Below are 21,852 nucleotides of genomic sequence, written 5' to 3'. Positions count from 1 at the left end.
GATCGCCGCCTCTTACTGGGCGTAGGCCGGCGATACCGGGGAGCCGTTGAGCACGACTTTGTATCCCAGTTGCGCCTCCGCCTCCTCGAGGCCGCCCTGCAGGTCGCCCACCGTATTGAGCGGCCCCAGATCCACGCCCAGCGCCACGAGCGCCTGCGCCACGTCGGCCGACAGGCCCGTGATGATCACCTTGGCACCCATGAGCCGCGCCGCGGCGACGGTCTGCATCAGATGGTTCGCCACCTTGGAATCGACGGCGGCGACGCCGGTGATGTCCATGACGGCCATCTTGGCGCGCGTCGTGCGGATCGCATGGAGCAGGCTTTCGGTCAGCTGCTTCGCTCGCTGCGAATCCAGCACGCCGATGATCGGCAGGATCAGCAGACGGTCGCGGACCTGCAGCACCGGCGTCGACAGTTCCCGGATCGCTTCCTGCTGGAGGGCGATCGTCCGCTCGCGCTCGGCGATCATGACCTCGACCATGATCGTGATGTCGAAGAACGCGAGCTTGTTGAACGTCATGACGTCATGGATCGCGTCCTGCGCGGGCCGCTCGCGGTTGCTCAGGATTTCCGCATCGATCGATTGGACGAGATGATGAAAGGCGGCGAGGAAGGTCTGAACGGTGATGCCGGCGCGCGTGTAGAGCTGCGCCAGGCGGACCCGCTGGCCGAGATAGGTGGCACTGTATTCGCCGAGGCCCATGGCCCGGACATGCTCGATCTTGAGTCGCTTTGCCTCGTCGAGCCAATCGCGGCGCCTGAACAGCTCCGACGCCTCGTCGATGCGGGAGAGATAATTGAAGAAGCTGGCGGCGATCTTCTCGGCATTGTCGGTAATCAGCGGGCCGATCGCGGAGAGGCGGGCGATGTCCGGCTGTTCAAGCCCGACCAGCGCGCGCCGCCGTTCGAGATCCGCTTCCGTCAAATGCCTCTCGCTGGGATCCAAGGTCAATTTGGCATCAACCATCTCTGTCCCCGTGTCTGCTGCATCCCACACGGGCTTCATACTGACCGAGTTTTAGGCTGCCGTCAGCAATCGTGACGTGTGGCATCGTCGATGCCGCCCCGTCGTTGTTGCACGGCGTCGTTGCACGTCGCTGTTGTCCGGCGTCGTCGTCCGGTGAGGCGGCCGACTGCCGTTGCCGCGCATAGAAAAAGGGACCTGGCCCCATTGGAGCCAAGTCCCTTTTTCTATGCGAACGATGGTCGGAGTGAGAGGATTCGAACCTCCGGCCCCTTGCTCCCGAAGCAAGTGCTCTACCAGGCTGAGCTACACTCCGCCGTCCGCAGGAGCCGCGTTATAGAGGGCTCGTCAGAGGACTGCAACAGGCTTCATCGTGCCGCATGGCTGCTAGTAGCCCCGTTGCAAACAGAACTCGACCACGTCTAGGAGCGCGCGCCGAATCGGCTGGTCCGGGAAGATCGAGAGGGCGGCCGCCGCATCCTCGGCATAGAAGCGCGCGCGCTCGCGCGTCGCCTCGAGCGTGCCGTGCTTGCGCAGCAGGCCGATCGCGTGCTCCAGGTCCGCGTCGGTCTGGTTCTGCTCCTCGAGCGTGCGGTGCCAGAAGGCGCGCTCGGTCTCGTCGGCCGCCTTCAAGGCCAGCACGATCGGCAGCGTCATCTTGCCGTCGCGGAAATCGTCGCCGACCGCCTTGCCGAGCTCGGCCTCGCGCGCCGAGAAGTCGAGCATGTCGTCGACCAGCTGGAACGCCATGCCCAGGCTCTGGCCGAAGCGGGCGAGCGCCTGCACCTCTTCCTCCGGCCGTTCGGCCACGACGGCGCCGATCTGGCTTGCCGCCGCGAACAGCACGGCGGTCTTGGCGCCGATGACCTGGAGATAGGCCTCCTCGGTCGTCGAAAGATCGTTCGCGGTCACGAGCTGCAGCACCTCGCCCTCGGCGATGATGGCGGACGCGTTCGACAGGATGCGCAGCACCTCGAGCGAGCCATCCTCGACCATAAGCTGGAAGGCGCGGCTGAACAGGAAGTCGCCGACCAGCACGGACGGCTTGTTGCCCCAGACGGCGTTGGCGGTGGCGAGGCCGCGGCGCAGGTCGCTCGCGTCGACCACGTCGTCATGCAGCAGGGTCGCGGTATGGATGAACTCGACGGCGGCAGAGAGCGCCAGGTGCCGCTCGCCCCGATAGCCGACGAGCTTGGCGGCCGCCAAGGTCAGCATCGGCCGGAGCCGCTTGCCGCCGGCTGCGATGATGTGCCCGGCGAGCTGCGGGATGAGCGCCACCGGACTCTGCATCCGGTCGAGAATCAGCGCATTGACGCGCTTCAGGTCGGAATCGACGAGCGCCGCAAGCGCGCTCATGTCCGGCTTGCGCGCCGCTGCCGCCGTATTCGTCAAACCGGGCATCGCTGCCAATCCATCTACTCCCAAGCTCACGCCTAAAACCCCACTCGGCCCCTTCGGGGCATGACAGGCGGCTGCCGGGCAGCATAAAGTGCGCGGAGGGCCGGTCAAGCCGCGTGGCCTTCCCGCCCCGACGGGCTTCCGCCTGGCGAGGGTACACCTAACAGATCCGGACGAGCAGTTCATCCAGTGCCTTACTTCTTTTGCGCGCATCTGCCGCAGACCCGCTGCAAATCGGGCGTCCTCGCAAGGGGTGCGGCATGATGGAACTGCTCCGTTCCGATGATTGCGTGCGTTTGAGCTTTCTCGAAGCCCTGCTCGCCGGCGCCGGGATCGAGGCGCTGGTGCTCGACCGCAACATGAATGCGATCTGGGGGGCGGCGATCCCGTCGCGGCTCATGGTCGAGGACGAGGATTTCGCGCGCGCCCGCCGCCTCCTCATCGAGGCCGGCGAGATCGCCGAGGAGCGCGGGCGATGAGAGGGGCTCCATGACCGAAGTCCCGGCCGGCCTGACGCAAGACACGCTCATGGGCGGCCGCGTCGTCCTCCGGCAGCCGACGGACGGCTTCCGCGCCGCGATCGACCCGGTGCTGCTCGCGGCCAGCGTGCCGGCGACGGCGCGCGACAGCGTGCTCGAAATCGGCACCGGCACCGGGGCGGCGGCGTTGTGTCTCGCGCGGCGTGTCAAGGGCGTGCGCGTCACCGGGCTCGAGCTGCAGCGCGACCTTGTGCGCCTCGCCGGCGAGAATGCGGCCTTGAACGGGCTTGAGGCCGAGGTCGCGATCGTGTTCGGCGACCTCCTGAACCCACCGCCGCGGCTGGCGCCCGGCGGCTTCGACCATGTCATGGCCAATCCGCCCTACCTCGAGGCGGGGAGTGCCACCTTGCCGGAGGACGCGCCGCGCCGCATGGCGGTGGGCGAGGGGGCGGCCGATCTCGAGGCCTGGGTGCGCTTCGCGCTCGCCATGGTCCGGCCCAAGGGCACCATCACCTTCATCCATCGCGCCGACCGGCTCGACGGGCTCCTGACCCGGCTGCACGGCAAGGCGGGCGAGATCGTGGTGTTTCCGCTGTGGCCCGCGGTCGGCAAGCCGGCGAAGCGCGTGCTGGTGCGCGCCCGGCGCGACATCCAGACCCCGACCCGCGTGGCGCCCGGCCTCGTCCTCCATGCCGCCGATGGCAAGTTCACGGCCGAGGCCGACGCGGTGCTGCGCGATGGCTGGGGATTGGTGCTGTAGCCGGCCAGTGGTCGCCTGCCAGCGGTCGTCTGCCACTGGCCCGGTAGCGTATTCTTCACCTTTATCGCCATAGTAGTAGCTCCGAAGCATTTTCGGAGAGCCGGCTGGATGCGTGACGCCGATATCGTTCGATCGCCGCTGCGCGGTATCGGCCATATCCTGGTGTCGGCTGCCGAATGCTATGACGAGGCGATCGAGATCATCCGCGATCTGCCGTTCCTGTTCATCCTGGCGATGACGGTCTCGACGGCCACCAGCATCTGGCAGAGCCAGACCTTCGCCCGGGTCGGCTACAGCAACCTGGTCCTCATGGGCTGGATCAATTTCGCCATGGTCGCGGCCGGGGTGGTGGCGACGATGCCGCTCGTCTTCACGGCGCATCGCAGGCTGTTGCCGACGCTCTATGCCGAGAGGCGCCTGACGATGAACACGGCCGCGGCGGCCACGCTCTATCTGGCCTTCGCGCTTGGTCTCTATTGCGCGAACAATATCGGTTTTTTCTTCTGCCTATTCGGCGACTCGGCGAGCGGGCCCGGTCTCATCCTGTGCGACATTGCGACCATCGTCGTGTGCCTGATTTGGCTGCGGCAGGTCGCCTTCTTCCCCAGCTTGGCACTCGGCCTGACACCAAGCCGTGCCAAGCTCCCGGAACGGATCGTGAAGGGCCATTTCTGGCAGATCGCGCTCACCCTCGGCATCGCGATTGCGCCGCTTTATATATTGCGTCTCGAGACGGTCTATTATGTCGTCGTCGCGATCTTGCGCATGGTGCACCTGCCGATACATCTGCGGATCTTTCAAGTAATCGTCTGGGCGTTCCTGCATCGGCTCGTGTTCGTTTTGACCTGGCTGTTCATTGCCGTCGCCGGCAGCAGTCTCCTCTATCGGCGGATCGAGTCCGACCCGGAATTTCACGACCTCGCGCCCAGCGATCCCGACAATCCTCGGTCCAGAAAGGCTTAGCGGTGGAACAAGACGAGTGGACTGATGCGGCGCCGCTGGACGACCAGGGGGCGGTGCCACATGGTCGCGACATGCGCATCTGCTTTTTCGGCGACAGCTTCGTCAATGGCACGGCCGATCCGGACTGTCTCGGCTGGGTTGGGCGCATCTGCGCTGAGCAGCGCCGGCAGGGGCACGATCTCACCTGCTACAATCTGGGCGTCCGGCGCGACACGAGCGCCGACGTGCGGGCGCGTTGGCGGGCCGAGGCGCTGGGGCGCCTGCCCGAGGGTCTCGACGGCCGGCTCGTGTTCTCCTTCGGCGTCAATGATTGCAGCCTCGAGGGCGGCGGCCCGCGTCTCGCCCGGTCGCTGACGCTCGAGCACGCGACGAGCATCTTGGCCAACGCGGCCACCTGGAAGCCGACGTTGTTCGTCGGGCCGCCGCCGGTCGCCGACATGGCGACCAACCGTCATATCGAAGGCCTGTCGGACGCGTTCTCGGCGCTGTGCGCCCGGCTGGACGTGCCCTATCTCGACATGATGACACCGCTCTCGCGCTCGAATGTGTGGATGCGCGAGGTGGCGGCCGGCGACGGCGCCCATCCCGGTGCCGCCGGCTATGCCGAGTTCGCTCGTGCCGTCTCGGGTTGGGCCGGCTGGCGCCGCTGGTTCTGAACTCTGGCCCCCTGAACTCTCGATAGGTGCCCCTGGCGCGCGCCGCTGCGCCACCCCATCTCCTTGCGATCATGAATATTCGGCGCATCCTTCATCAGATTTCTGGCGGCCGCTTGCCGCCGGCGCCGCCGGTCGTGGCTGTGCTGCGCTTGGACGGCGTCATCGCCGCGCGCGGCGGCTTGCGCGGCAAGGGCCTGTCGATCGCGGGCCTTGCCGAGCCGATCGAGCGGGCGTTCCGGCTCAAGGACCTGGCGGCAGTGGCGCTCGTCATCAATTCGCCCGGCGGCTCGCCCGTGCAGTCGGCGTTGATCGAGCGGCGCATCCGGCAGCTGGCGCTCGAGAAGAACGTGCCCGTGCTCGCCTTTGCCGAGGACGTAGCCGCCTCCGGCGGCTATTGGCTGGCGCTTGCTGCGGACGAGATCTACGCCCAGGAAGCGTCGATCATGGGCTCGATCGGCGTCGTCTCGGCCGGCTTCGGCTTCACCGATCTCATCCGCCGCTTCGGCATCGAGCGACGGGTCCATACCGCGGGCACCAGCAAGGCGATGCTCGACCCGTTCCGGGCGGAGGAGCCGGGCGACGTCGAGCGGCTGAAAGCTTTGCAGCTCGACATTCACGACGGCTTCAAGGACCTGGTGCGCGCCCGGCGCGGCGCGCGGCTCAGGGAGGACGACGAGATCTTCACCGGTGCCGTCTTCACCGGCCGTCAGGCGCTCGCGCGCGGCCTGATCGACGGCATCGGCGACTTGCGCCAGGTGCTGCGCGAACGGTTCGGCACGCGTGTCCGGCTCCGCCCCGTGGGCGAGCGGCCGCGCCGCCGTTTCGGCCTGCGCTTTCCCGGGCTCGCAAGCCGGCTCGATCCGATCGACCTGTTGACCGACGGGCTGAACGCGCTCGAGGAACGCGCGATCTGGGCACGTTTCGGGCTTTAAGGTCGCCTTGACCCGGGGGAGGCGGCCGGCTAGACCGGCAGGATCATGGTCAAGCTGCTGATCTACGCGCTGCTCGCCTATGTGGCGTTCCATTTCGTGCGGCGGTTCCTCGCCGGCCTCGGCGCGCCGGGCGGGGCGGAGCGGCGGCCGGACGAACGGCGCCAGGCCGACCCGCGCCCGGACAATCGGCAAGGGGACCCGGCCCGGTCCGGCGAGCCGCCGCGCATGGTCGCGCAGGACCTGGTGCAGTGCCCGGTGTGTGGCCATTATGTCGCGGCGCGCTGCTCGCGCACGAACTGCCCGCAATAAAATCCGAGCCCGGCCGTTTTCGGCGGCGACGCATGCGCGAGATCGGCTTGACCCCAGCTTGACCCTGGGCCGGCCGGTCTTTAGGTTGCGCCGCAACGAAGAAGATTTCGAGGGTTCTGCAGCATGGCGATGGCGCCGAACGGGTCGTCCGGCAATAGTTTCCAATCCCTGATCCTGCGGCTGCAGTCCTTCTGGGCCGCGCAGGGTTGCGTCATCTTGCAGCCCTACGACGTCGAGGTCGGGGCCGGCACCTTCCATCCGGCGACGACGCTTCGTGCGCTGGGGCCCGACTCCTGGCGCGCCGCCTATGTCCAGCCGTGCCGCCGGCCGACCGACGGCCGCTATGGCGACAACCCGAACCGGCTGCAGCATTACTACCAGTTCCAGGTCATCCTGAAGCCGTCGCCGGCCGACAGCCAGCAGCTCTATCTCGACAGCCTGAGGGCGCTCGGCATCGATACCGAACTCCATGACATCCGCTTCGTCGAGGACGATTGGGAGAGCCCGACCTTGGGCGCCTGGGGCCTCGGCTGGGAATGCTGGCTCGACGGCATGGAGGTGAGCCAGTTCACCTATTTCCAGCAGGTCGGCGGCATCGAATGCGCGCCGGTTTCGACCGAGCTGACATACGGGCTCGAGCGGCTCGCGACATATATCCAGGGCGTCGAGAGCATCTACGACCTCGACTACAACGGCGCGCCGGGTGCCTTCAATCTGACCTATCGCGACGTGTTTCACCGGAACGAGCGCGAGTTCTCGGCCTATAATTTCGAGCGCGCGAACGTCGACATGCTGTTCCAGCACTTCAAGGACGCCGAGCGCGAGTGCAATGCGCTGCTCGAGGCGAGATTGCCGCTGCCGGCCTATGACCAGTGCATGAAGGCGAGCCATCTGTTCAACCTGCTGGACGCGCGCGGCGTCATCAGCGTGACCGAGCGCGCGAGCTACATCGGCCGCGTGCGCGCACTCGCCAAGGGCTGTTGCGAGGGTTGGCTCACGGCCGGCCAGCAGGCGGGGAACTGAGCCATGGCCGATCTGCTGCTCGAACTCCTCTCCGAGGAAATCCCCGCCCGCATGCAGGCGCAGGCCGCGAAGGACCTGCAGCGGCTTGTGACCGACAAGCTCGCCGCCCTCGATCTGGCCGCGGAGGCGTCGGAGGCCTATGTCACGCCGCGTAGGCTCACGCTCGTCGTTCAAGGACTGCCGGCGCGTCAGCCCGATCGCACCGTCGAGGTCAAGGGCCCGCGCGTCGGCGCGCCGGAGCAGGCGCTGGCTGGCTTCCTGCGCTCGGCCGGCCTCGCGTCGATCGAGGCTTGCGAGCAGCGCGACACCGGCAAGGGCGTGTTCTATTTCGCGGTCAACAAGGTACTGGGCCGTCCGGTGATCGACGTGCTGGCCGAGGTGATCGCGGAGGCGATGGACCAGTTGCCGTGGCCGAAGAGCATGCGCTGGGCCGGCCATGACGTGCGCTGGGTCCGCCCGCTGCACAATATCCTGGCGCTCATGATCGACGACGCCGGCTCGACGGTCGTGCCGGTCTCCTGGGCGCTCGACAGAGCGAATGGCGGCTCGGAGACGCTGCTCGCCAACGACCGCACGCGCGGTCATCGCTTCCTGGCGCCGGACGAATTCACCGTCACCGGTTTCGCGGACTACCGGGCGAAGCTTGCCGAGCGTTTCGTCGTGCTCGATGCGGCCGAGCGCAAGGCCAGAATCCTGGAGGAGGGCGCCAAGCTCGCCTCGGCCCAGGGCCTGGTGGTGAAACCCGACCCGGGCCTGCTCGACGAGGTGGCAGGGCTGGTCGAATGGCCGGTTGTGCGCATGGGCGCCATCGAGCCCAAGTTCATGGACCTGCCGGCCGAGGTGCTGACCACCTCGATGCGCACGCACCAGAAATATTTCGCCGTCGAAACAAGAGATGGCGTGCTGGCGCCCTATTTCATCGTCGTCGGCAACATGGTGACGCGCGACGGCGGCAAGCAGATGGTCGCCGGCAACGAGCGCGTACTGAGAGCACGGCTCTCGGATGCCCAGTTCTTCTGGGAATTGGACAAGAAGACGCCGCTCGCATCCTATGCCGGGCGCCTTAAGGAGCGGATCTTCCACGCCAAGCTCGGCACTGTCGAAGACAAAGTGGCCCGCATGGCATTGCTGGCGGAGACGCTTTGCCCATTCGTGGCGGACGCCGAGCCGCGGGCGGCTCGCCGCGTGGTTCAGCTCGCAAAGGCCGACCTGTCCTCCACCATGGTGGGTGAGTTCCCGGAGCTGCAGGGCATCATGGGCCGGTACCTCGCCCGGGTGCAGGGTGAACCCGCCGACATCGCCGATGCGATCGCGCAGCATTATTCGCCGGTTGGCGCCGCCGACAGCGTGCCGGTGGCGCCGCTGGGCATCGTCGTCTCGATCGCTGACAAGTTCGATTCTCTGGTGGGCTTCTTCGCAATCGATGAAAAGCCCACCGGCTCCAAGGATCCCTACGCGTTGCGCCGGGCGGCACTGGGCATCATCCGCATCGTGCTGGAAAACGGCCTGCGCCTGCCGATTCGGACGCTGGTTGCGCGCGCCCATGCGCTTTTGCCGACGGGCGGCTCCTATGCGTCCGCCACTGGGGTCGCCGACGCGCTCGTCGAATTCTTCGCCGACCGGCTGAAGGTCTACTTGCGCGACCAGGGCATCCGGCACGATCTGGTGAGCGCCGTCTTCGCCCAGGGCGGCCGCGACGACGACCTGGTGCAGCTGGTGGCGCGCGCCAGGGCGCTCGAAGGCTTTTTGGCCGCCGACGACGGCGCCAATCTGTTGATCGCCTATCGCCGGGCCTTCAAGATCTCGCAGATCGAAGAGAAGAAGGACGGCACGCTCTACCGCGATCCGGTCGATACCGCGAAGCTCGTGCAGGACGAAGAGTTCGCACTTGCGGGATCGCTTGACCGTATTGCTGCGTTAGCGAACGGCCGACTGGCGGCCGAGGATTTCGTGGGGGCAATGGCCGAGCTCGCGAAGCTCCGGCTGACGGTCGATGCGTTTTTTGATCGAGTAACGGTGAATGCCGAGGATCGGGACCTGCGCATCAACCGGCTGCGTCTCCTGGCGCAGATCTGGACGACGCTCAATCAGGTGGCCGACTTCTCCAAGATCGAGGGCTGAGGCATGACGAAATGGGTCTACACCTTCGGCGACGGTGCCGCCGAAGGCCGTGCGGACATGAAGAACCTGCTGGGTGGCAAGGGCGCGAACCTCGCCGAGATGAGCAATCTCGGCCTGCCGGTGCCGCCGGGCCTGACGATCACCACCGAGGTCTGCACCTATTTCTACGACAATGGGCAGCAGTATCCGGCCGACCTCAAGGGGCAGGTCGAGGCGGGCATCGCCAAGATGGAGCAGCTGCTCGGCAACAAGTTCGGCGACAAGGCGAACCCGCTGCTCGTTTCCGTGCGGTCGGGCGCCCGCGCGTCCATGCCCGGCATGATGGATACGGTGCTGAACCTGGGGCTCAACGACGAGACGGTCGAGGGCTTGGCCGTCCGCTCGGGCGATCCGCGCTTCGCCTATGACAGCTATCGCCGCTTCATCCAGATGTACGGCCAGGTCGTGCTCGACGTCGAGCATCACCTGTTCGAGGAGATCCTGGAGAGCCACAAGCTCGACATCGGCGCTCATCTCGACACCGACCTTACGGCCGACGACTGGAAGCAGGTCGTCGCCGGCTACAAGGAAGTGGTCGAGGAGCAGCTGAACCAGCCGTTCCCGCAGGATCCGCACGACCAGCTGTGGGGCGCCATCGGCGCCGTGTTCGGCAGCTGGATGAACCAGCGCGCGATCACCTATCGCCGCCTGCACGAGATCCCGGCGAGCTGGGGCACGGCGGTCAACGTCCAGGCCATGGTGTTCGGCAACATGGGCGATGATTGCGCGACCGGCGTCGCCTTCACGCGCAACCCGTCGACCGGCGAGAACAAGTTCTACGGCGAATATCTCGTCAACGCCCAGGGCGAGGACGTGGTCGCCGGCATCCGGACGCCGCAGCACCTGACCATCGCCGGCAAGATCGAGAACGGCTCCAAGCTGCCGGCCATGGAAGAGGTCATGCCGGAGGTGTTCCAGCAGCTGAACGACGTGCGCCTGCTGCTCGAGAAGCACTATCGCGACATGCAGGACATCGAGTTCACGGTGCAGCAGAAGAAGCTGTGGATGCTGCAGACGCGCACCGGCAAGCGCACGGCGCCGGCGGCCCTCAAGATCGCCGTCGACATGGCGCGCGAGGGCCTGATCGACCAGAAGGAGGCGGTGAAGCGCATCGATCCGGCCTCGCTCGACCAGCTGCTGCATCCGACGCTCGATCCCAAGGCCGACAAGAAGGTGCTGGCCAAGGGCCTGCCGGCGTCGCCCGGCGCTGCATCGGGCAAGGTCGTGTTCTCTGCCGACACGGCCGAGAGCATGGCCGGCAAGGGCGAGGCCGTCATCCTGGTGCGCATCGAGACGAGCCCGGAAGACATCCACGGCATGCATGCCGCCAAGGGCATCCTGACGACCCGTGGCGGCATGACCAGCCACGCGGCCGTCGTGGCGCGCGGCATGGGCCGGGCTTGCGTCGCCGGTGCCGGCGACCTGCGCGTCGACTACAAGACGCAGCAGTTCACGGTGATGGGCCAGACGGTCAAGGCCGGTGATATTATTACCATCAACGGCTCGACCGGCGAGATCATCCTCGGCCATGTGCCGACGATCCAGCCGGACCTGTCGGGCGACTTCGCCGAGCTCATGGTCTGGGCGGATGCCATCCGCAGCCTGAAGGTCCGTGCCAACGCCGAGACGCCGCTCGACGCCCGCACGGCGCGCAAGTTCGGCGCCGAGGGCATCGGCCTCTGCCGGACCGAGCACATGTTCTTCGACGCGGACCGTATCGGGCCGATGCGCGAGATGATCCTCGCCGACGACACGACCGGCCGCCGCAAGGCGCTCGACAAGCTGCTGCCGATGCAGCGTGGCGATTTCGTCGAGCTGTTCCGGATCATGCAGGGCCTGCCGGTCACGATCCGCTTCCTCGATCCGCCGCTGCACGAGTTCCTGCCGCATTCGGACGCCGAGTTCGAGGAGATTGCACAGCTGACCGGCAAGGACGTCGCCTTCGTCCGTCACCGGGCCTCGGCGCTGAACGAGACCAACCCGATGCTGGGCCATCGCGGCTGCCGTCTCGGCATCACGTATCCTGAGATCTACGAGATGCAGGCCCGCGCCGTGTTCGAGGCGATGGTCGAGATCGAGAGGGAAGGCGGTGCCGCGATCACGGCCGAGATCATGATCCCGCTCGTCTCGATGAAGAAGGAACTCGATCAGCTGAAGGCGCTGGTCGACAAGGTCGCGGGCGAGGTGCGCCAGGCCTCGGGCAAGAAGCTCGAGTATCTGGTCGGCACCATGATCGAACTGCCGCGCGCGGCCATGACCGCCGACAAGATCGCCGAGACGGCAGAGTTCTTCTCGTTCGGCACGAACGACCTGACCCAGACGGTGTTCGGCCTGTCGCGCGACGACGCTGGTGGGTTCCTGGGCTCCTACCAGCGCCAGAACATCATCGAGCGCGATCCGTTCGTCTCGATCGATGTCGAGGGCGTCGGCGCCTTTGTCGAGCTGGCGGCGGGCAAGGGCCGCAAGACGCGGAACAACATCAAGCTCGGCATCTGCGGCGAGCATGGCGGGGATCCGGCCTCGGTGCATTTCTGCGCCTCGGTCGGGCTCGACTACGTCTCCTGCTCGCCCTACCGCGTGCCGATCGCCCGGCTTGCCGCCGCCCATGCGGCGCTCAATCCGGGCCAGACGATCGCGACCACGGCCTGATCGTTTGAGCAGCGGGCTCGACCAGATCCGGGACGGCGGCAAGCGGGCGCTCGCCCATGCGCTCTCCCGGATCGAGGCCGAGCCCGACGCGGCCCGGACCATCCAACTGCTCGACGCGGCCTATGCGGCCGCGCGGGCGCATACGGTCGGCCTGACCGGCCCGCCCGGCGTCGGCAAGTCGACCTTGACCGGCGCGCTCATCGACCATTGGCGGACGACCGGCCGTACGGTCGGCGTCATCGCCGTTGATCCCTCATCCAAGCTTACCGGCGGCGCGCTTTTGGGCGACCGCACGCGGCTTCGGACCGATCCTGCGGACCGGGGCGTGTTCGTCCGCTCCATGGCCGCGCGCGACCGGCTGGGCGGTCTCGCCGACCTCACGATCTCAGCCCTCGTGCTGATGCGCGCCGTGTTCGACCTGGTGCTGGTCGAGACGGTCGGCGTCGGCCAGTCGGAGACCGACGTGACCAGCGCCGTCGACACGGTCGTGCTCTGCATCCAGCCCGGCGCTGGCGACGCGCTGCAATTCATGAAGGCCGGCATCGTCGAGATCCCGGACATCGTTGCCGTGACCAAGACCGATCTCGGCGCCACCGCGGCCCGGGCTCAGGCCGATTTGGCCGCGGCGCTCGACCGGCGCGAGCATGCGCCCGGCGACTGGGCCGTGGCGGCGCTCGGCGTCTCGTCCCTGAAGGGCGAGGGAGTGGCGGCACTCGCCGACCTCATCGACCGGCATGGCGCGCATCTGGCGTCGATGCTCGCGGCGCGCCGGCACGGTCAGGCGGAGCAGTGGCTCGCCCAGTTCGTGCGCGAACGCTGGGGGCGGGAAGGGCTGAAGCGGGCAGGAGCATTGACGCTCGGTGCCGGTGAGTCGCCATTCGCGCGGCTGGTGGCGCTGGGACTCGAGTAAGTCCCTCGCCCGCGTGAGCGGGAGAGGGAGGGGACCCGGCCCGTCAGGGCCGGGGAGGGTGAGGGTGGTGCGGCTGAAGGACCCCCACCCGCCTCGCTATCGCTCGGCCGCCCTCTCCCACTCGCGTGGGCGAGGGCTACTCGTCCTATCGATGCCCGCCCGACGCGAACAGGATTTCGCCCGTCACCCAGCCGGCGTCCTCGGAGGCGAGGAAGAGGGCAACCGGGCCGATGTCTTCCGGTTGGCCGAGGCGGCCGAGCGGCACCTGGGCGGTCATCTCCTTCTCGAAGTCGGTGCCGACGATGCCCATGGCGTGCAGCCCCTCGGTCTCGACGCCGCCGGGGCCGATCGCGTTCACCCGGATCTTCTTCGGTGCCAGCTCCTTTGACAGCACACGGGTGATCGAATCGACCGCGCCCTTGGTCGCCGTGTAGATCGCGGTTCCCGGTAGCGCGACCGAGGGCGCGATCGAGCTGATGTTGATGATGCTGCCGCCGGCCGGATTGAACTGCTTGACTGCCTCGCGGGTCGCGAACAGCAGGCCCAGCACGTTCGTGTCGAACTGCCGGCGGTACTCGGCCTCGGTGAATTCCTCGATCGAGCCGAACCGGTAGACGCCGGCATTGTTCACCAGCACGTCGATCGGGCCGAACGTCCGCCGCGCTTCGGCAAAGAGGCGCTCGACGTCGCCTTCCTTCGCGACATCGGCCTGAATGGCCACGGCCTTGCCGCCCTTGGCGGCGATGTCGGCCACGACCTTGTCGGCGCCCTCCTTGGCGGTGGCGTAGTTCACGACGACGGCGGCTCCTGCCGCTGCCAGTTCCCGGGCGATGCCGGCGCCGATGCCCTTCGACGCGCCGGTCACCACCGCCACCTTGCCTGTAAGCTTGCCCATGATTTTTCGTCTCCCGACTGTGAGGCTATCGGTTAGACATTTAGATAATCATCTAACAATTGCAAGAGCCCACCGATCTGGCGCCGCTCGGTGTCGACGTTCAGATCTGCGCGAGCTGGCTCAGGTAGGCGTTGAGCACGTCGCGCTGCAGTTGAAGGTTGGCGAACTTGCCCTCGCGGATGATGCGGATCAGCCCCGCGGTCTCGAGTTCCTTGATGTGATGGGACAGGGTCGCAGCGCTGACCGGATGGCTCTGGTGCAGCGCGCCGCACGGCATCGGTTCGGCACGGCTGCCGATTTCCTTCAGGATCTGATAGCGCCGGGGCTCGGCAAGGGCGCGGGCGATCCGGCCGAACTGCCGGTCCGACAGTGGCAATTGCAAGTCCGATGGGGGCAATTGCTGGTCCGATGGGGGCGGGCTGGTCATGGCCCGACGCTACACCCGGAATACGGTCCGATGCCAATCGCCCGTTGCCGGGCGTTTGATGCCGGACCGATGCTTACGCGACGGCCGCCTCAAAATCACAGGTTTCGAGATCATCCGCCTCGCTTGACAGCACCGTGACGCGCTGGAGGAACCGGCCGACGGCATACTGGTAGAGCGCCAGGTCGAGCCGATTCTTCTCGCAAATCACCCGGCAGGTCATGCGGTCCAGTTCCTCGACCCGGATCATCTCGGCTTGCGGCCCGGTCGTGATGTTGGCCCGGGGCAGGCGGGCAGCCGTCCAGCCCAACGCGTGCCGCGCCCACAGCGCCGACAGGTCCGGATGCTCGCACACATAATACCAGGGCATGGTGTCGACAAACCGGCATGTTTCGGCCAGGCTGTCCGTCATGGCGAGCGACCAGCAGGAGGCGGTGAGCTGACGGTAATGCTGGTTGCGGATATAGACCTCGATCCGCGGATCCGAACTGGCGATGAACCGGCCGAATTCCAAGGTTTTGGCGGCCTTGACCGCGAAGAAGCGCTCGCTCCTAAGTTCCGCTTCGGTGAGCGTCACCATGTGGCGGAAGTAGTTGTAGAGGGAAACGACGCGCGATACGGGGTTGCGGAAATTCGTTGTTGCGAGATGGCCGGCCTCGACGCTTTCGAAAATATCGCGACCATAGTGGCCGCCGTAATAGTCGTATCCCTGAAACGGCCGATAGCGGCCGGCCAGCGCCTCGTGTCCACACAGATCATTGACGATCGACGGGCTACGTACGCTCTCGGCGAATCGGGGCTCCAAAATCGACCTGATCGCCGAACCGGCTGCCTTGGGATTGTGGAAGAAAAAAATTTTCGGCTGGTGGTTCAAGAGATGCATCCTGCTTCCGCAAGTATTGGGGCGGCAGGACCGTCAGAGAGGCGCCGTGGATCGAATGTTTCGACTCTGATTCAGGCAATTGTCCTGCAATGTGCGGGTAGATGGTTGTAACCATAGGGCGTATTAAAATACAAATATAACCTTATTATGATACGCCTTTCAAGTGAAGTGGCGAAAAGTTTGGCGCCTCGGCTAATTTTTAAACAAATCTAGTTGATAGAAGACGATCGACCGAAGTGCCTTCTTTATACGACGATAACCTCTCGCGCATCCCCGAACCCTCGTGCTATTTCAGGCTGTTGCCTGGGGCATCGGCCGGAGGGTTCCATGCAGGAGCATTTCTTCCGTCTGCTGCGCGCCGGTGGGCTCGCAGGTTTCCTGCCGCTCGCCGCCGTGGCCGCTCCGCCGCCGAGCGACAACTCGCAATACCCGACCCGCGCCGCCGCGGAGGATCATTGCCCGGGCGAGGTCATCGTCTGGGTCGATCTGGACGCGCGCGTTTATTATTTTCGCGGCCAGGACCGCTACGGCTCGACCAAGCGCGGTGCCTACATGTGCCAGCGCGACGTCAAGAGCGGCGGCTATCGGCAGAACCGGTCGGGGCGGTGAGGCGGTGGGACTGTCGAATCTGATTGCGAAATAAAATCGGTTTTGCTATCCAAAACGGGTTGCGCTCCGCAATCGAATGAGGCCGCCATGTCCAAGCTGCGCGTCCAATGCTTCACTCTGTCGCTCGATGGCTATGGAGCCGGGCCGAGCCAGGATCTCGCCAACCCGCTGGGTGTCGGCGGCAGGGCCTTGCACAAATGGCTCGTCGAGACGCGGACCTTTCAGCGGATGTTCGGCGGCGACGGCGGCTCGACGGGCGTCGACGATGATTTCGCCGCGCGCGGGTTCGACGGCACCGGCGCCTGGATTCTCGGCCGCAACATGTTCGGGCCGATCCGCGGGCCCTGGCCAGACGAGGCATGGAAGGGCTGGTGGGGCGAGGAGCCGCCGTACCACACGCCGGTGTTCGTGCTGACCCACCATGCGCGGCCGTCGCTCGAGATGCGTGGCGGCACCGTCTTCCATTTCGTCACCGACGGTATCGAGGCGGCGCTGCGGCGCGCCCGCGAGGCAGCCGGCGGCCGCGATGTCCGGCTTGGCGGCGGCATCGCCACGATCCAGCAATATCTCCGGGCGCGCCTGGTCGACGAGATGCATCTTGCCGTCTCGCCGGTCCTGTTGGGGGCGGGCGAACATCTTCTCGGCGGCCTCGACCTGCCGGCGCTCGGCTATCGCTGTGTCGAGCAGGTGCCGACGGCGAACGCCACCCACTATGTGATCGCCAGGGGCGAGTGACCGACGCGCCTTTCTAGCGAACCTTGGCGTAGCCGTAGCAGTCGCGCGGCTCTGCGCTGATGTTCGGATGGACGAGCCAGCGGCGCAGCACGCCTTCTCGGTTGAGCCCGGCCTTTTCCATGACGCGCGCCGAGCCGATGTTGTCGACATCGCACACGGCGCCGATGCGGAAGATGTCCGGCTGGGCGAGTGCCCAGGCGACGATGGTGCCGAGCGCTTCCGTCATCAGCCCTTGGCCCCACCATCGGCGGGCCAGCACATAGCCGAACTCGACGGCATGGGGTTTCGTGCGCCGCAGGTCGAGGAGCCCGCGCAAAGCGCCGTCCTCGCGGCCGATGAGAGCATAGGTCCGCGCGTCGGCCGGCGATTTCGCGAGGCAGAGTTCCAGGAACGCCACCGTGTCCGTCAGATCGCGGTGCGGCGCCCAGATGGTGAAGCGGGCGACTTCCGGGTCCTGCGCATAGCCGTCGAAGATCGCCTCGGCGTCCGTCAGGGCGACCGGACGCAGTGTGAGCCGCGGCGTCTCGAACAGATCGGGAAATCGGTCGGTCACGGCTTGGCGCCCGCCGCCGAGATCTTCTTCTCTTCCTCGGTATAGGCGGCGATGAGCGCGCGATAGGTCGCCTCGACCACGTCGGGCGGCGCCTTGTCCTCGACGGCGAGCCCGCGCAGCCGCGTGATGATCTGCTCGACGCGCGTCTTGTCCTCGACTGCGGCCGGGTTCGCCTTGAAGCGTGCCGCCTCGCGCACGTAGCTGCCGCGCTCGGCGATGAGCGCCACGATCTGCCGGTCGATCCGGTCGATGTTGCCACGCACCTCGCCCAGGGTCTGACAGCAGGTGCCGCCGGCTGCCTGAGGCGTGCCCCAGAACGCCTTGGTGTCGGTCAACGGGGCGGTGGTGGGGGCACTGCCCGCCGGCGACGGATCGCCGGCGCCATAGGCGGCCGTGCCGAGGCAGAGGAGCAGGGCCATGCTCGCGACCCGTCCGAACGGCAAGAGGAGCAAGCGGCCGGTCACAGCGGTCATGTTCCGGATCCTCGGTTTTGGCGGATGACGCCCCGACAATGGGGAGCGATTGGCTATGGATGCAAGAGGCCTGGGGGCTAGAACTTGGCCCAGTCCGGCCGCTGCGGCCGCACGGTCGCGTCGCCGGCGGTGAGCGGGCCGCCGGCCTCGAGCGCTTCGAGCCGCACGAGGGCGACCGCCAGCCCGTCACGGCCGGAGCGGATCTCGCCCGCCTCCTGGCCGTCCTTGAGGATGAGCGTGCCCGGCTCGGGCAGGGGGCCTTCGACCGCGACCGGCATCAGCCGCTTCTTGACGAGGCCGCGATACTTGGTGCGCGCGGTCAGTTCCTGGCCGACGTAGCAGCCCTTGTCCCAGGCGACGCCGTGCAACTCGTCGAAGCCGTTCTCGAGCAGGATGGCCTTCTCCAGCACCATGTCGCGGCTGCCGTCCGGGATGCCCAGCGACAACCGGAGCCGGTCCCAGGCCGCGATGTCGCCGGGGGCAAGGCCCAGTGTCGCGAGCCGCCCGGCGCCGGTGCCCTTGGGCGCGATCAGGCGGAGGCCGAGTGTGGTCAGGCGCGGGTCGAGGAAGGCGGTGGCACCGTCCTGCTCGACAGCCTGGCCGGGCTCGGCGAGGCCGAAGGCGTGGCCCGCGTCCGCGCCCCAGGCCTGCAGCACTTCGAACCGGTCGCTCACGTCCTCGATCACCACCTTGGCGCGCAGCTTGTAGATGCCGAGCCGGCGCTTCAAATCGGCGACGCGCTCGCCTTCGCCCTCGATCAGCCAGCCCTCGCCCAAACTCGCGACGAAGAAGTCGTGGAGATACTTGCCCTGCGCCGTCAAGAGCGCCGCCCAGATCGCCCGGGTCGGGCCGACTTGACGCACGTCGTTCGAGATCAGGCCCTGGAGGAAGCTCGCCCGGTCCTCGCCGGTCAGAAGGATGAGGCCGCGGGCCGGTTGGGCAGGGGCGAAGAACAGCTCGGTCACGATGGGCGGGTCCTGAAGGCGGTGCGCGGAGGCCTCATAGGTGGCGCGGCCCGGGCCGCTTGGCAAGCGGCGGGCGCCGCCGTATAAGCGCCAAGCGATGTTGCGTCTCTGCCGTCCCTTGCCGGTGCTCGGCACCCGCCCCCAGATCCTGTTCGTGACCGCGACGCGGATTGGCGATGCCGTGCTGTCGACCGGCCTGCTGGCGCACCTGATCCACCGCTATCCGGGCGCCCGGATCACGGTCACGGCCGGCCCGATCGCGGCGCCGCTGTTCCAGGGCGTGCCCGGGCTCGAGCGGTTGATCGCGCTGTCGAAGCGCCGCCACGCGCGCCACTGGCTCGATCTCTGGCGCCAGGTCGCCCCCATCCACTGGGACCTGGTGGTCGATCTCAAGGGATCGGCGCTCGCCTGGCTGCTGCGCGCGCGCCATCGCCGCATCATGGGCAAGGGCGACGACGGCGAGCACAAGATCCTGCAGCTGTCGCGCCTGTTCGCGCTCGACCCCCCGCCGGCGCCGACCCTGTGGCCGACGGTCGGGCACCAAGTGACGGCCGAGAAGCTGATCCCGGCCGGCGGTCCCGTGCTTGCCATCGGCCCCGCCGCCAACTGGCGCGGCAAGCAGTGGCGCGCCGAGCGCTTCGCCGAGCTTGCGGAGCGGCTGACGGCCGAGGCCGGTCCGCTTGCAGGCGCTCGTGTCGCTGTGCTCGCCGCTGGCCACGAGCGGCCTCAGGCCGAGCCGTTATTGGCCGCGATCCCGGCCGACCGACGGCTCGACCTGATCGGCGCCGGCGACCTCCTGACCGTGGCGGCGCTGCTCGGGCGCACGGACCTGTTCATCGGCAATGATTCCGGCTTGATGCACATGGCGGCGGCCATGGGCGTGCCGACCCTGGGCTTGTTCGGGCCAAGCCCGAGCGGCATCTACGCGCCCTGGGGGCCGCTGACCGCGGTCGCACGCACGCCCGAGAGCTTCGAGGAACTGTGGGCGACACCCGGCATGTATCCCGAGACGACCGACACGCTGATGGACGGGCTCGCCGTAGACACGGTCGAGGGCGCGGCGGTCGAACTCTGGCGGCGCGTTGCGGCCGAGACGCCGACGACCGGCTCCTCGACGACCGGCTCCTCGACGACCGGCCCCTCTACGACCGGCCCCTCTACGACCGGCAGAGCGGACCCGGTGCTAGCGCCGGCTGCCAGCGCTGCTTCGGATCGACCGGCGGATACGGCCATACCTTGACCGGCTCCCAGCCGTCGGCGCCGTGGCGCAGCAGCGCCGAGGCGTGGTCGGGCAGGCCCAGGCTGTTGCCCTTGGTGCAGGACAGGAAGGCCAGGCCGTAGCCCTCGGCCGCGGCCTCATCAAACGCCGCCTGGTCGGCGTGGTCCCACGGCTTGACGTCGAGGCCCGGCCGGCGCGGCGCCGAGAAATGCAGCAGGCTCATCAGCATCCAGTCGACGCTGTTGGTGTCGCCAGGCAAGAGCAAGGCTACCCGGTCGTCGTCCTTGAGCTCCGGCGCCAGCTGCAGCGCCAATTGGCGCACGACCGGTTGCGGCTGGTCGAAATCGAAGCGCAGACGCTTCGCGAAGCCGACGGGCACTAAGAGCGCCAGCACGATCGCCGCCACGCCAGCCTGGCGGGCGAGGCTCGGACAGGAGGCGAGCCAGGGCGTCAGTCGGTTGCGGATGGTCACGACCAGCGCGAACTCGATCAGCAAAGCCAGGTGCGTGTTGTAGCGGAAGAAGGAATGGGCCTCGACGCTCATCACGCCCGGGAAGTGCCCGATGTAGGTTACGACCAGGAAGCCGTTGTAGAGCAGGAAGGTCGCGGCGGCCAAACCCAGCGCCTTGCCCGTCGCGTCCAGCTGGCGGTGTCGCAGGCGCCGCTCCAGGAACACGAACAGCACGGCGACGCAGGCGAAGAAGGTGATCTTCTCGACCACCACCTTGCCCATGCTGACGAAGATCGGCGCCAGGTTGCCCCAGTTCCATTCGTCGAACGGCAGCGGCTTCAATTCGCCGTCGGGGAAGCGCGTCAGCACGAACACGCGCCAGACGAGATAGAGTGCCATGGCCGGCAGGGCGGCGGCGCCGAAGGCGAGGGCGGCCCGGCGCCAGCCGATCTGCCGCTCGTAGCCCGCGACCAGGATGGCAGCCAGCGCGAAGGCGATCAGCATGCCGATCGCTTGCTGCTTGACGTTCACCAGGGCGACGAGCACGAGCGCCAGCTGCACGAGGCTGGTGCGGCCGGTTTCGCCCGCCGTCATCGCGACCATGGCGCGACAGGCGAGCCAGCCGGCGAACAGGAGCGTGATCGCGACCGGCGCCTCGCCATAGCCGGCGAAGGCGACGCGCGGCACGAAGCCGGGATTGAGCAGCGTGACCAGCAGGATGCCGAAGCCGGTCGCGGCCCAGCCGGGGCGGGTTTCGGGGCGGGCGTCCGCCCCGTCGATCGGCGTCACCAGCATGCGGGCGAACAGCAGCGCCGCCATCAGATAGAGGCAGATGGTGAAGAGTGCCAGGCCGCCGGCCTGGAAGCCGCCGATCACGAGCGAGCCCAGGAACGGGACCAATTGCGTGTTGTATGGGGCGACCGGCAGAAAGGAATGCGCGTCGGGTGCGCCAGCGGTCGGGAAGGTGCCGTGGTCGACGAGATAGGCCGCGTTCGGCATCAGGTTCATGAAGATGTCGGACTGCGACGGCAGGATCGTCGCCATGATCGCGAGGATCGGCAGCACCAGCACCACGAGCCGGCCGAGCTCGCCCCAAGCCGCGCGATCCGGCCGGCGCCCGGGCCAGATGACGGCGACGAGGGCGGCGGCCAGAAATGCCGCGGCCGGGATCCGGAGCGAGAGCGTGGTCGCGACGCCCCAGAGCGTCAGTAAAGCGGCAAGCAGGCCCCAGCCCGCGAGGGCGTCGATCTCGAACTGCGCCTGCCGGCCGCCGACGAAGCGCCCGACCAGGCACAGGGCCAGAAAGGCGAGCGCCATTTGGGCGAGAGCGGCGAGATCGGCGAGGTGGTGCGGCAGGAAATGCATCAAAGGGCCTGGCGATGGGGCGGGGCAAACGGGCGGGTGGCGCGCAGTAAGCCCGAGGGCGCGCGCCCGTCAAGG

Annotated in this window: 22 protein-coding genes and 1 tRNA gene; 13 read left to right on the top strand and 10 right to left on the bottom strand. The window is 67.4% G+C overall.

Translation table 11 applies throughout. The features are described from left to right. Window positions 1-12 precede the first annotated feature (12 nt). The 3 genes from IEY58_RS17800 to IEY58_RS17790 all read right to left on the bottom strand — a co-directional run bounded on the left by IEY58_RS17800 (window position 13) and on the right by IEY58_RS17790 (window position 2,367). Window positions 13-927, bottom strand: coding sequence for a protoglobin domain-containing protein (locus IEY58_RS17800; protein ID WP_229743799.1), 915 nt, complete (start codon window positions 925-927; stop codon window positions 13-15). A gap of 278 nt (window positions 928-1,205) precedes the next feature. Further along, window positions 1,206-1,282 (bottom strand) — tRNA-Pro (locus tag IEY58_RS17795). 71 nt (window positions 1,283-1,353) lie between these two features. Continuing rightward, complete coding sequence (locus IEY58_RS17790; protein ID WP_189048181.1) at window positions 1,354-2,367, bottom strand: polyprenyl synthetase family protein; 1,014 nt, start codon at window positions 2,365-2,367, stop codon at window positions 1,354-1,356. 257 nt (window positions 2,368-2,624) lie between these two features. Between IEY58_RS17790 and IEY58_RS17785 the strand changes: the two genes are divergently transcribed. From IEY58_RS17785 to IEY58_RS17740, 10 genes are all read left to right on the top strand, one after another. After that, entirely contained in the window at window positions 2,625-2,843 is a 219-nt protein-coding gene (locus IEY58_RS17785; RefSeq protein WP_189048179.1) for a putative signal transducing protein, read from the top strand. A 10-nt stretch (window positions 2,844-2,853) separates the two neighbouring features. Further along, window positions 2,854-3,603: a tRNA1(Val) (adenine(37)-N6)-methyltransferase gene (locus IEY58_RS17780; protein ID WP_189048178.1), complete on the top strand. Its 750-nt coding sequence runs from the start codon at window positions 2,854-2,856 to the stop codon at window positions 3,601-3,603. Window positions 3,604-3,711: 108 nt separating this feature from the next. Then, window positions 3,712-4,566: a hypothetical protein gene (locus tag IEY58_RS17775; protein ID WP_189048176.1), complete on the top strand. Its 855-nt coding sequence runs from the start codon at window positions 3,712-3,714 to the stop codon at window positions 4,564-4,566. Between the two features lie 2 nt (window positions 4,567-4,568). After that, window positions 4,569-5,222 (top strand): GDSL-type esterase/lipase family protein, encoded by a 654-nt coding sequence (locus tag IEY58_RS17770; RefSeq protein WP_229743798.1) that lies wholly within the window; start codon window positions 4,569-4,571, stop codon window positions 5,220-5,222. Between the two features lie 113 nt (window positions 5,223-5,335). Further along, on the top strand, window positions 5,336-6,154 hold the full coding sequence (locus IEY58_RS17765) for a S49 family peptidase (protein ID WP_308422441.1): 819 nt from the start codon (window positions 5,336-5,338) through the stop codon (window positions 6,152-6,154). 45 nt (window positions 6,155-6,199) lie between these two features. Beyond that, entirely contained in the window at window positions 6,200-6,463 is a 264-nt protein-coding gene (locus IEY58_RS17760; protein WP_189048172.1) for a hypothetical protein, read from the top strand. 129 nt (window positions 6,464-6,592) lie between these two features. Next, the gene (locus IEY58_RS17755; protein ID WP_189048539.1) at window positions 6,593-7,486 is read left to right on the top strand and encodes a glycine--tRNA ligase subunit alpha; all 894 of its coding nucleotides are present in this window, start codon (window positions 6,593-6,595) and stop codon (window positions 7,484-7,486) included. 3 nt (window positions 7,487-7,489) lie between these two features. Then, window positions 7,490-9,607, top strand: a complete 2,118-nt coding sequence (gene glyS / locus IEY58_RS17750; RefSeq protein WP_189048170.1) for a glycine--tRNA ligase subunit beta — start codon at window positions 7,490-7,492, stop codon at window positions 9,605-9,607. A 3-nt stretch (window positions 9,608-9,610) separates the two neighbouring features. Continuing rightward, on the top strand, window positions 9,611-12,295 hold the full coding sequence (gene ppdK / locus IEY58_RS17745; RefSeq protein ID WP_189048168.1) for a pyruvate, phosphate dikinase: 2,685 nt from the start codon (window positions 9,611-9,613) through the stop codon (window positions 12,293-12,295). 4 nt (window positions 12,296-12,299) lie between these two features. Further along, window positions 12,300-13,205, top strand: a complete 906-nt coding sequence (locus IEY58_RS17740) for an ArgK/MeaB family GTPase (RefSeq protein WP_229743797.1) — start codon at window positions 12,300-12,302, stop codon at window positions 13,203-13,205. A 145-nt stretch (window positions 13,206-13,350) separates the two neighbouring features. Here IEY58_RS17740 and IEY58_RS17735 read toward each other — a convergent pair whose 3' ends face one another. The 3 genes from IEY58_RS17735 to IEY58_RS17725 all read right to left on the bottom strand — a co-directional run bounded on the left by IEY58_RS17735 (window position 13,351) and on the right by IEY58_RS17725 (window position 15,398). Beyond that, window positions 13,351-14,100 (bottom strand): SDR family NAD(P)-dependent oxidoreductase, encoded by a 750-nt coding sequence (locus IEY58_RS17735; protein ID WP_189048164.1) that lies wholly within the window; start codon window positions 14,098-14,100, stop codon window positions 13,351-13,353. Between the two features lie 100 nt (window positions 14,101-14,200). After that, window positions 14,201-14,527 (bottom strand): ArsR/SmtB family transcription factor, encoded by a 327-nt coding sequence (locus IEY58_RS17730; RefSeq protein ID WP_189048162.1) that lies wholly within the window; start codon window positions 14,525-14,527, stop codon window positions 14,201-14,203. 73 nt (window positions 14,528-14,600) lie between these two features. Beyond that, window positions 14,601-15,398 carry a hypothetical protein gene (locus IEY58_RS17725; RefSeq protein WP_189048161.1) on the bottom strand — a complete coding sequence of 266 codons (798 nt, stop codon included), beginning with the start codon at window positions 15,396-15,398 and terminating at the stop codon, window positions 14,601-14,603. A 336-nt stretch (window positions 15,399-15,734) separates the two neighbouring features. Here IEY58_RS17725 and IEY58_RS17720 point away from each other — a divergent pair, with 336 nt between their 5' ends. Further along, window positions 15,735-16,016, top strand: a complete 282-nt coding sequence (locus tag IEY58_RS17720; RefSeq protein WP_189048159.1) for a hypothetical protein — start codon at window positions 15,735-15,737, stop codon at window positions 16,014-16,016. An 87-nt stretch (window positions 16,017-16,103) separates the two neighbouring features. After that, window positions 16,104-16,751, top strand: a complete 648-nt coding sequence (locus tag IEY58_RS17715; protein WP_189048157.1) for a dihydrofolate reductase family protein — start codon at window positions 16,104-16,106, stop codon at window positions 16,749-16,751. 13 nt (window positions 16,752-16,764) lie between these two features. Here IEY58_RS17715 and IEY58_RS17710 read toward each other — a convergent pair whose 3' ends face one another. From IEY58_RS17710 to ygfZ, 3 genes are all read right to left on the bottom strand, one after another. Next, the gene (locus tag IEY58_RS17710; protein WP_189048155.1) at window positions 16,765-17,304 is read right to left on the bottom strand and encodes a GNAT family N-acetyltransferase; all 540 of its coding nucleotides are present in this window, start codon (window positions 17,302-17,304) and stop codon (window positions 16,765-16,767) included. After that, window positions 17,301-17,777, bottom strand: coding sequence for a chorismate mutase (locus IEY58_RS17705; RefSeq protein ID WP_229743796.1), 477 nt, complete (start codon window positions 17,775-17,777; stop codon window positions 17,301-17,303). Before IEY58_RS17705 ends, IEY58_RS17710 begins: the two co-directional genes overlap by 4 nt. Window positions 17,778-17,854: 77 nt before the next feature. After that, entirely contained in the window at window positions 17,855-18,742 is an 888-nt protein-coding gene (gene ygfZ / locus IEY58_RS17700) for a CAF17-like 4Fe-4S cluster assembly/insertion protein YgfZ (RefSeq protein ID WP_189048153.1), read from the bottom strand. A 97-nt stretch (window positions 18,743-18,839) separates the two neighbouring features. Between ygfZ and IEY58_RS17695 the strand changes: the two genes are divergently transcribed. Beyond that, window positions 18,840-19,982, top strand: a complete 1,143-nt coding sequence (locus IEY58_RS17695) for a glycosyltransferase family 9 protein (protein ID WP_229743795.1) — start codon at window positions 18,840-18,842, stop codon at window positions 19,980-19,982. Here IEY58_RS17695 and IEY58_RS17690 read toward each other — a convergent pair. Beyond that, entirely contained in the window at window positions 19,900-21,777 is a 1,878-nt protein-coding gene (locus IEY58_RS17690) for a hypothetical protein (RefSeq protein ID WP_189048151.1), read from the bottom strand. The genes IEY58_RS17695 and IEY58_RS17690 overlap by 83 nt on opposite strands. Window positions 21,778-21,852: the final 75 nt, after the last annotated feature.

The organism is Aliidongia dinghuensis (assembly GCF_014643535.1).
In the GTDB taxonomy this organism is placed as follows: Bacteria; Pseudomonadota; Alphaproteobacteria; order ATCC43930; family CGMCC-115725; genus Aliidongia; species Aliidongia dinghuensis.
Note: the sequence above shows the minus strand (reverse complement) of the source record. Positions and strands in the feature narration are given on the sequence as shown.